Raw genomic sequence first — 9,883 nt, forward strand, 5'->3', positions numbered from 1 at the left:
TCACTGGATGAATTATAAAATTTATTTTCCCCTCTCGAACGTGACTATTTAGGTATAGAAGAATTATGAGCAAATCACTTGTTATTGTGGAGTCTCCTGCAAAAGCAAAAACCATCAATAAATATCTAGGCAAGGATTTTATTGTAAAATCAAGTGTCGGACATATCCGCGATCTTCCTACCAGCGGTAGTGCCAAGAAAACAATTGATGCCAAGCCTAAAAAATCTTTGGCGGGTATGACACCGGCAAAAAAAGAGAAAGAAAAAGCGAAACGAACGCAAGAAGCGCTTGTTACTCGTATGGGGGTTGATCCAAATAATAATTGGAAAGCACGTTACGAGATACTGCCCGGCAAAGAAAAAGTGGTTAGTGAACTGCAAAAATTAGCCAAAGATGCTCCTACTATCTATCTCGCAACCGATTTGGATAGAGAGGGGGAAGCGATTGCATGGCACCTCCGTGAAATACTCGGTGGTGATCATTCAAAGTATCAACGTGTGGTGTTTAATGAAATAACAGAAAGTGCAATTCAAGAAGCTTTCCAACATCCGACAGAACTAAATATTGATGGTGTAAATGCCCAGCAAACACGCCGCTTTTTAGATCGAGTTGTTGGTTTTATGGTTTCACCATTGCTTTGGAAAAAAGTTGCCCGTGGATTATCAGCAGGTCGCGTTCAATCTGTAGCTGTGCGTTTATTAGTTGAACGTGAGCGCCTGATTAAAGCGTTTAATCCCGATGAATATTGGGATCTACATGCTGATCTGCAAAGTGTTAAAAAAACTGACTTACGTTTAGAAGTTTTTAAAGAAGATGGTAAATCATTTAAACCAACTACTGAAAAACAAACGCTAAACGCAGTTGAAACTTTAAAATCGGCACAGTACAAATTACTTTCACGTGAAGATAAACCGACTAAGAGTAAAGCCAGCGCTCCATTTATAACCTCAACATTACAACAAGCTGCCAGTACCCGTTTAAGTTTTGGCGTTAAAAAGACCATGATGCTTGCACAACGCCTTTATGAAGCTGGTTATATCACCTATATGCGAACAGACTCTACTAACTTAAGTAAAGAGGCTGTGGCGTCTGCACGTGATTACATAGGAGATGAATTTGGCAAAAATTATCTGCCTGACGAAGCTGTTGTATATAGCAGTAAATCCGGTGCTCAAGAAGCCCATGAAGCGATTCGTCCATCTGATGTGACGCAACTTGCGGCATTGCTGGCTGGTGTGGATCGTGATGCTCAACGTTTGTATGAATTAATCTGGAGACAATTTTTAGCCTGTCAAATGTTACCTGCTCTTTATGATGCATCCACACTAGTTGTCGAAGCTGATAATTACTTGTTACGCGCTAAAGGACGCACCATGCGTTTTGCGGGTTGGACAAAAGCGCAACCCGTTGCTAAAAGCAAAGTGGATGAAGTACAACTGCCCGATCTGGCGATTGGTGAGTCCTTAAATCTTGTTAAACTTGATCCGCAACAACACTTTACTAAACCACCAGCTCGGTTTTCCGAAGCCGCATTAGTTAAAGAGCTTGAAAAGCAAGGTATTGGTCGTCCATCGACCTATGCCAGTATTATTTCTACGATTCAAGACAGGGGCTATGTCAAAGTTGATAAACGTCGTTTTTATGCTGTCAAAATGGGAGAAATTGTCAGTGATCGCCTGAGTGAGAATTTTGTTGATCTGATGAGTTATGACTTTACGGCGCAGATGGAAAGAAATCTTGATGCGATTGCAGAAGGCAAAGCAAATTGGACTGACGAATTAGACCGTTTCTATAAAGATTTAACTAATTTATTAGACAAAGCAGAGTTGCCGGTTGAAGAAGGGGGCATGCGCCTTAATGAACCTGTTGTTATTGAAGAGGTTCGCTGCCCTACTTGTGAACGCGCAATGGGAATCCGTACCGCTTCTACAGGTGTCTTCTTAGGCTGTTCCGGTTATGCACTGCCACCAAAGGAGCGCTGCAAAACAACCATTAACCTTGTTGATGGTGAAGAAGTTATTGATATTTTAAGTACTGAAGACGCAGAAACAGCTGCTTTAATGGCTAAAAAACGTTGTCCTAAATGTGATATGGCAATGGATAGCTATCTAATCGATGAAAGTCGAAAATTGCATGTTTGTGGTAATAACCCGCTTTGTGACGGTCATTTAGTAGAGCATGGCGAATTTAAGATCAAAGGTTATGATGGCCCGCTTGTCGAGTGTGACAAATGTGGCAGTGATATGCAGTTAAAAGACGGTCGTTTTGGTAAATACATGGGCTGTACAAACGAAGAGTGTAAAAACACCCGTAAAATTTTACGCAGCGGCGAAGTTGCGCCACCAAAAGAAGATCCTGTTGATCTGCCGGAATTAGAATGTGAACAGAGTGACGCTCATTTTATCTTAAGAGATGGTGCTTCTGGTCTTTTCTTAGCGGCAAGTACTTTCCCGCGTTCGCGTGAAACGCGTGCACCAAAGGTTGCAGAACTTGTCCGTTTTAGAGATCGTATCTCACCTAAATTTTACTATTTAGCTGATGCGCCACAACAAGATCCAGAGGGAAATTTAGCTGTGGTACGCTACAGTCGTAAAAATAAAGAGCAGTATGTGATGACTGAAATTGATAAAAAAGCGACTGGCTGGACAGCAAAATTTGTCGATGGAAAATGGTTAGAAGAACAAACCAAAAAAAGAGCGGTTAAGAAAACAAAATAGTATTTTGATTCTCTCTTTACAAAAGGTAGCGAAAGCTACCTTTTTTTTTTGCAAAAAAAAACATGTGAAGCAACTCTAAAAAAATGCAGTCGTTTCATCTATTTTTTGAGCTTATTCAAACTTATTCACGTCGAGGACCTTACTATTTCTCAGATAGCCTAATTTTATATCAATTTGAGATAAAAAAGAGCGAATTATGCCCCTGTACTCATTATTGAGTGAATTAGATCGTAAAGTTATCTTGTTCACATACGAAAAAAGAGACAATAAAAAAACTCCATTACCTTTTGGGGTATTAAGTGATGAGTATCGTTCCTATATTTTAACCGAAGGGGAGTATATCCTCTGGGAATTAGAAAAAAGAAAATTAACTGAAGTTGAAATCATTGCCCATTCATGGCTTGTTACGTCCCAAAAAAACTTCTCCTTACTTCTGCAGTTTCAAGAAAATAACCAGTTAAATATAAGCAGTTTATTTAATGATGAAAATTACGATGGCCATTGGCTGTTAGAGCATGGCATTTTAAAAGTACATTTCAATTATCAGGAACATGACTATGATATAAATATCATTGCAAATAATAACTGCTCAATTCATTCAGCTCTGCAGATAGTAGATGATTCAAGAGTTGATATTTTAAAAGTTGTGCCTTTAAGCCATGCTAAATATGGAAAAGCCTTAATTGATTAACAAAGTAAGCAAGGAACAATAATGACTCAACATATTGGATTGTTAACCCGGGACACGGTTGCATTAATTCTTGCCGGCGGCAAAGGAAGCCGTTTAAAACAGTTAACGGAAGATCGCGCAAAACCAGGGTTACCTTTTGGTGGGAAATATAAAATTATAGATTTCACCTTATCGAATTGCATGAATTCCGGGATCCGAAGAGTTGATGTCTTAACTCAATATAAATCATCTGAGTTATTAGCGCATATACAAAAATCGTGGAGTCGAATGCCATGGGAATTAGGGGAATATGTCAATATTGTGCCCGCACAACAACAGATTGGTGATTTATGGTACCGGGGCACAGCAGATGCTGTATATCAGAATTTAAAACAGTTACGCAAACAGGATTGTAAGTATGTGTTGATATTAGGCGGTGATCATATTTATAAAATGGATTACAGCCGTATGTTGCGTCAGCATGCAAAACATAATTCAGATATTTCAATTGCTTCAATTCCAGTCGATAGCAAATCTGCCAGCTCATTTGGTGTTTTAAATATTGATGCAGATATGAAAATTAATCAATTCCAGGAAAAACCCGCACAGCCCGCACACATACCAAATCAGCCTGGTCAATCATTAGTGTCGATGGGCGTATATATTTTCAATTTTGATATCCTGGAAAAACTGCTCGTCGATGATGCCTCTCTGGAGGGATCGCAGCATGATTTTGGTTATAATATTATTCCCAAAGCGATACATGATTACCATGTCACGGCTTATATATTTGATAGCAAAGGTTGCGCTGATGTACAGGCTTATTGGAAAGATGTCGGAACCATAGATCAATATTTTCAGGCAAATTTAGATTTAGTTAAAATTAATCCGGAATTAAATTTATACGACAAACATTGGCCGATCTATTCATTTCAGGAGCAACTGCCCGGTGCTAAATTTATATTTAATGATGATTACTGTCGCGGTCAGGCAATAGACAGTGTTGTTTGCGCTGGCTGTATTATTTCCGGTGCTACAGTTGATAATTCATTACTGTCAACGCGTGTCACCATTGAGAAACATAGTTATATTAGTCATTGTGTTATTTTACCCAATGCAATTATTGGTAAATACTGCAACCTTTTCAATGTATTGGTTGTTGACGATTGTATTATTCCAGACGGATTCAGAATAGGTTACGATTATGAGCTTGATAAAGAGTTTTATGAAATATCAGAAAATGGCGTAAGACTTGTTACTCAAGAGATGATTGATAACTATATTAAGATTCATCACGGCGATTAGTCATTTTTATTTTAATTTCCGGCTCAAATTTTTTTAAACTATCATGTATACTGCACGCTTTGAAATTTTAGGGTAAATATCAATGCGTATTGCACTGGGTATTGAATATGATGGCGCTGCTTATTATGGCTGGCAACGTCAAAAAGAGGTTATCTCGGTACAAGAAGAGCTTGAAAAAGCACTATCTATTATTGCCAACCATCCTGTTACTGTAAATTGTGCTGGTCGTACCGACGCTGGTGTCCATGGTACAGGGCAGGTTGTTCATTTTGAAACAGAAGCCAACCGCAAAGATGTCGCATGGACATTGGGCGTTAATGCCAATCTGCCTGACGATATTGCTGTTCGTTGGGTTAAACATGTCGATCAATCATTTCATGCGCGTTTTAGTGCAACTGCGCGCCGTTATCGCTACATCATCTATAACAGTGAATTCCGTCCCGGGATTTTACGTAGCGGTTTAAGCCATTATCATATGCCACTTGATGTCGAGTTGATGCATCAAGCGGGTCAGTATATTCTAGGTCATCAAGATTTCACTTCATTTCGTGCACTTCACTGCCAAGCAAACAGTCCCAAACGTTGTATTGAATATCTTGATATTACCCGCCGTAATGACTTTATTATTATTGATATTAAAGCGAATGCATTCCTGCACCATATGGTACGTAATATTGCAGGCAGTTTAATTGAAGTTGGACGTGGTAAGCAGCCTGTTGACTGGTTAAAAACATTACTTGGTTATAAGGATCGCGCCAAAGCCGCCGCTACTGCAAAACCTGGTGGTTTGTATCTTGTTGAAGTTGATTACCCGGAAGAGTTTGATCTTCCAAGGCCCGCGTGTGGTCCATTGTTTTTAGATATGTAGTTTCTAGATATGTAGTTTTTAGAAAGTATCCGTTTCAGAATTAAGAGTTTCGATGATTTTATGCAAAAAAATTTAAATGAATGGTTAAGTTACTTAGAACAACTTCACCCGTGCGAGATCGAATTAGGTTTAACAAGAATTTCGAAAGTAGCAAAAGAACTTGATTTAATTCATTTCGATGCAACGGTCATTACAGTCGCCGGCACAAACGGCAAAGGGACAACCTGTGCTTTTCTGGAAGAGATTCTAATACAAGCAGGTTATAAAGTGGGGGTTTATAGTTCCCCGCATATTCAGCGTTATACTGAGCGTTTACGGATAAACCACCTTGAACTTTCTGAAAGTGAACATTGCCAGGCATTTGCAAAAATTGAAGCTGCCCGTAAAGATACCTCTCTTAGTTATTTTGAATATGTAACATTAGGCTGTTTACAACTTTTAAAACAAGCACAATGTGATTTTATTCTCTTAGAAGTGGGCTTAGGTGGCCGTTTAGACGCAACCAATATGGTGGAATCGGATATAAGCGTGGTTACTACTATCGGCATTGATCATATTGATTGGTTGGGTGACGACAGAGATAAAATCGGCTTTGAAAAAGCAGGAGTGTTTCGTGCGCATAAACCAGCCATTTGTGGTGAACTGAATCCTCCGCAATCATTAAAAGATTATGCGGAAAAAATATCAGCAGATATTATTTATGCCAATCAAGATTTTTGTTTTGAAGTTGAAGAAAATAGTTGGTCCTGGACGGGTAAAAAAACCATTACAGGTTTAAGTCATACTTTGATGCCGATGCAAAATGCATCAACTGCGCTGGCGGTTATTGAAGCTTTAAATCTTAATATTGCAGATTCCTTAATTCGCGACTCATTACAGCAGGCTAAGCTTGCAGGGCGGCTGCAAAAAATCGAAACGGATGATCAGTTTGATATCTATCTTGATGTTGCACATAATCCGCAGTCTGCGCAGTATTTAGCGGAACAGATTAAACAACTAAGCGCAGATAAAGATTCAAACTGCAGAGTGTTTGCGATTGTCGGTATGCTGGAAGATAAAGATATAACAGGTACATTTGCACAGATTAACAATCAGCTTGATGATTGTAGCCTTATTAGCTTAGACTGTTACCGTGGCGCATCGAGTGAAACACTGCTTAAACATTACCAGGCGAGTAAAAACAGACAATGCAATGTAAATTGTTTTGGAAATGTCGAGTCAGCTTATAAAAGTGTCATTAACAAGGTAAGCTCATCTGATATAATCGTTGTTTTTGGATCCTTCTATACAGTTTCCGATTTTTTAACTTTTTCACAAGGGTAATACGTGGCTTCTCAGTTCAAAAATAGATTAGTTGGAGTGACAATTTTAGTTGCTTCTATTGTTATCTTTTTGCCTTCAATTATTGACGGTAAAAAAACCGCTTATGAAGATGAGTTTATTGCAACACCGATAAAACCAAAACTACAAGAACATACCTTTGTAAACCAGTCCGATCAGCTTGCAAGTAAAGTTATCATTTCAGAAAGTGAAGAAAATAACATAACAAGCGTAGCGACCGATAAAGATCTACAAAGCGATGTTGCAAATGAACAGTGGGAAATAGAAGAGGTTGCGCAAACTGTCACAATTTCAACGACTAAAGTGGTTAAAGAATCAGCTAAAAAAACTCAGCCTGCCCCCCAAAAAAAACCGGCTAAAGTTGCAGTGCCGCAAAGCGCATGGACAATTCAACTTGGCGCATTTCAAAATGCCAAAAATATTAATATCCTGCTGAAAAAATTACATAAAGCTGGGTTTCAGGCGCATACCGTGCCAACTGAAGTGATTGATGGCGAACTGACGCGTGTATTTGTTGGACCGGATGTATCTAAAAAGAAATTAGAAAAACAGCTGTCTCATTTAAAGCGTTTAACGCAACTGCAAGGAAAATTAATACCGTTTAATGCAGTAAACCCGTAGATTATTTTACAGCATTTAATTTTTAACTCTGCTAAGATGCGCTCGTTTGAAGCGCTTAGCGAATATAATATTAAGGACAACAATGAGTTGGTTTGATTTCGCCATTCTTGGCATTATTGCATTTTCATCCCTTATCAGTTTAGTACGAGGGTTCACGAAAGAAGCTATCTCCCTTATCACATGGTTCACCGCCTTTTTTATTGCCAGCAATTTTTATCCAGAAGTCTCCCGATATTTAACACAGCTCGATGATCAATTAATTCGTAATTCGCTCTCTATCGCCATCCTCTTTATTTCTGTCTTATTACTCGGTGCATTAGTTAACTATATTATTAATCGTTTAGTTTCAGTAACGGGGCTGTCCGGCACAGATCGTGTTATTGGTATTCTGTTTGGTGCTATCCGTGGAGTGCTGATTGTTAGCGCTGTACTCTTTTTTATTGATTCATTTACAGGTTTTAATCAAGCTAAATGGTGGACGGAATCGACTTTAATTCCTGAATTTGGAATTATTATTGAATGGTTTTTTGAACATATTGAAAACTCATCGAGTTTTTTGAATAACCTTTCGAAATAAATTTATAAATAAATTATTAGTGAAATTAAGAGTCAGCCATTGACTGTAAGCCGTTGGCTAAACTCCTGATATATAAGCATTATCAACCGGTCCTGCACTTGCAAGTGCTCGATTGAAAAATATATTTTAAAATTAATCATTAACTATCTATAAAATAAAGGCGTTAACTTATGTGTGGAATCGTTGGCATCGTTGGCTCAACTCCCGTTAATCAAAGCATTTATGATGCATTGACCGTATTACAACACCGTGGACAGGATGCGGCTGGTATTGTCACAATCGCAGACGATAATTTTAAACAGCGCAAAGCAAATGGTTTAGTAAAAGATGTATTTGAATCTAAACATATGCAGCGTTTAAAAGGGACTATCGGTATTGGTCATGTGCGTTACCCTACTGCAGGCAGCTCAAGTGCGGCAGAAGCGCAACCGTTTTATGTTAACTCACCTTGGGGACTGGCATTAGCGCATAATGGCAATTTAACTAATGCAACTAGCTTGCGTGAATCCTTAATTAAGTCTCGTCGTCATATCAATACGACTTCTGACTCTGAAGTATTATTAAATATTTTCGCTGCAGAACTTGATAAAGTGCAAGGTAACAAATTATCACCAGACGATATTTTTAATGCTGTTAGTGATGTGCATAAACAAGTAAGTGGCGCTTATGGTGTAGTTTCATTAATGATTGGCCATGGTCTGGTTGCATTCCGTGACCCAAATGGCATCCGTCCTCTTGTATTAGGCTCACGTAAAACAGATGAGGGTGATATGGAATATATCGTTGCTTCTGAAAGTGTTGGTTTAGATACCATCGGCTTTGAAGTGATGCGTGATGTTGAGCCTGGTGAAGCTATTTTCATTACAGAAGATCGTCAACTTTATACTAAACAGTGTGCAGAAAATACGAGCCTGCATCCATGTATCTTTGAATATGTTTACCTGGCGCGTCCCGATTCAACCTTAAGCGGTATTTCAGTATATGAAGCACGTTTAGAAATGGGCCGTAAACTTGGCGCAAAAATTAAACGTGAATGGGCTGATGTCGAAATAGATGCCATTATTCCAATTCCTGAAACTTCAAACGATATCGCATTACAAATCTCAAACGAATTAGATATCCCTTACCGCCAGGGGTTTGTTAAAAACCGTTATATTGGTCGTACGTTTATCATGCCTGGTCAAACACAGCGCCGTAAAGCAGTACGTCGTAAGTTAAACCCAATTACTGCAGAGTTTAAAGATAAAGCTGTATTACTGGTTGATGACTCAATTGTACGTGGTACTACATCAGAGCAAATCGTTGAGATGGTTCGTGATGCGGGTGCTAATAAAGTATATCTGGCTTCTGCTGCTCCTCAAGTTTGTCATCCAAACGTTTACGGTATTGATATGCCGACAGCGTCGGAGTTAATTGCTTATAACCGCAGTGTTGAACAGATCAGCGATTGTATCGGCAGTGACGCACTGATTTTCCAAGACCTTGAAGATTTGAAAGATGCAGTTGGCAAACAAAATCCTAATGTTGATGGTTTTGAATGTTCAGTATTTGACGGTGTTTATGTGACAGGTGATATAGACCAGTCATACTTTGATTATCTGGCAAGTTTACGCTGTGAAGATGCTAAGAAAATACAGGAACAAAAAGAAGAGATTGCAAGTCTAGAGTTATATAACGAATCTTAATATCTGTTGCTGGTTAAGTGATAATAAAAAACACAGCTTATGCTGTGTTTTTTTTTGGAAAGAAATTAATAATTTCTGATTTTTAAAAAGCCGCAGCTT

At 38.7% G+C, this 9,883-nt stretch carries 8 protein-coding genes; all 8 read left to right on the plus strand.

The features are described 5' to 3' along the window. The first annotated feature begins 65 nt into the window (after positions 1-65). The 8 genes from topA to purF all read left to right on the plus strand — a co-directional run bounded on the left by topA (position 66) and on the right by purF (position 9,784). On the plus strand, positions 66-2,717 hold the full coding sequence (gene topA, locus AC4GME_RS10680) for a type I DNA topoisomerase (protein WP_490377784.1): 2,652 nt from the start codon (positions 66-68) through the stop codon (positions 2,715-2,717). A 214-nt stretch (positions 2,718-2,931) separates the two neighbouring features. Further along, entirely contained in the window at positions 2,932-3,408 is a 477-nt protein-coding gene (locus AC4GME_RS10685) for a hypothetical protein (RefSeq protein ID WP_490379374.1), read from the plus strand. 21 nt (positions 3,409-3,429) lie between these two features. Beyond that, on the plus strand, positions 3,430-4,692 hold the full coding sequence (gene glgC / locus AC4GME_RS10690) for a glucose-1-phosphate adenylyltransferase (protein ID WP_490377682.1): 1,263 nt from the start codon (positions 3,430-3,432) through the stop codon (positions 4,690-4,692). Positions 4,693-4,774: 82 nt separating this feature from the next. Beyond that, positions 4,775-5,560 (plus strand): tRNA pseudouridine(38-40) synthase TruA, encoded by a 786-nt coding sequence (gene truA, locus AC4GME_RS10695; RefSeq protein WP_490377681.1) that lies wholly within the window; start codon positions 4,775-4,777, stop codon positions 5,558-5,560. Between the two features lie 60 nt (positions 5,561-5,620). After that, a complete protein-coding gene (folC, locus tag AC4GME_RS10700) occupies positions 5,621-6,883 on the plus strand; it encodes a bifunctional tetrahydrofolate synthase/dihydrofolate synthase (RefSeq protein ID WP_490377680.1) in 1,263 nt (420 codons plus the stop codon). 3 nt (positions 6,884-6,886) lie between these two features. Next, entirely contained in the window at positions 6,887-7,522 is a 636-nt protein-coding gene (locus tag AC4GME_RS10705; RefSeq protein WP_490377679.1) for an SPOR domain-containing protein, read from the plus strand. Positions 7,523-7,604: 82 nt separating this feature from the next. Further along, positions 7,605-8,099 carry a CvpA family protein gene (locus AC4GME_RS10710; RefSeq protein WP_490377678.1) on the plus strand — a complete coding sequence of 165 codons (495 nt, stop codon included), beginning with the start codon at positions 7,605-7,607 and terminating at the stop codon, positions 8,097-8,099. Between the two features lie 170 nt (positions 8,100-8,269). Continuing rightward, the gene (gene purF, locus AC4GME_RS10715; protein ID WP_490377677.1) at positions 8,270-9,784 is read left to right on the plus strand and encodes an amidophosphoribosyltransferase; all 1,515 of its coding nucleotides are present in this window, start codon (positions 8,270-8,272) and stop codon (positions 9,782-9,784) included. Positions 9,785-9,883: the final 99 nt, after the last annotated feature.

This window comes from Psychromonas sp. (assembly GCF_983033635.1).

Excerpts from the sequence above, each read along its gene's own strand:
- folC (WP_490377680.1), top strand. The coding sequence starts at position 5,621 with ATGCAAAAAAATTTAAATGAATGGTTAAGTTACTTAGAACAACTTCAC.
- topA (WP_490377784.1), top strand. The coding sequence starts at position 66 with ATGAGCAAATCACTTGTTATTGTGGAGTCTCCTGCAAAAGCAAAAACC.
- glgC (WP_490377682.1), top strand. The coding sequence starts at position 3,430 with ATGACTCAACATATTGGATTGTTAACCCGGGACACGGTTGCATTAATT.
- purF (WP_490377677.1), top strand. The coding sequence starts at position 8,270 with ATGTGTGGAATCGTTGGCATCGTTGGCTCAACTCCCGTTAATCAAAGC.
- AC4GME_RS10710 (WP_490377678.1), top strand. The coding sequence starts at position 7,605 with ATGAGTTGGTTTGATTTCGCCATTCTTGGCATTATTGCATTTTCATCC.
- truA (WP_490377681.1), top strand. The coding sequence starts at position 4,775 with ATGCGTATTGCACTGGGTATTGAATATGATGGCGCTGCTTATTATGGC.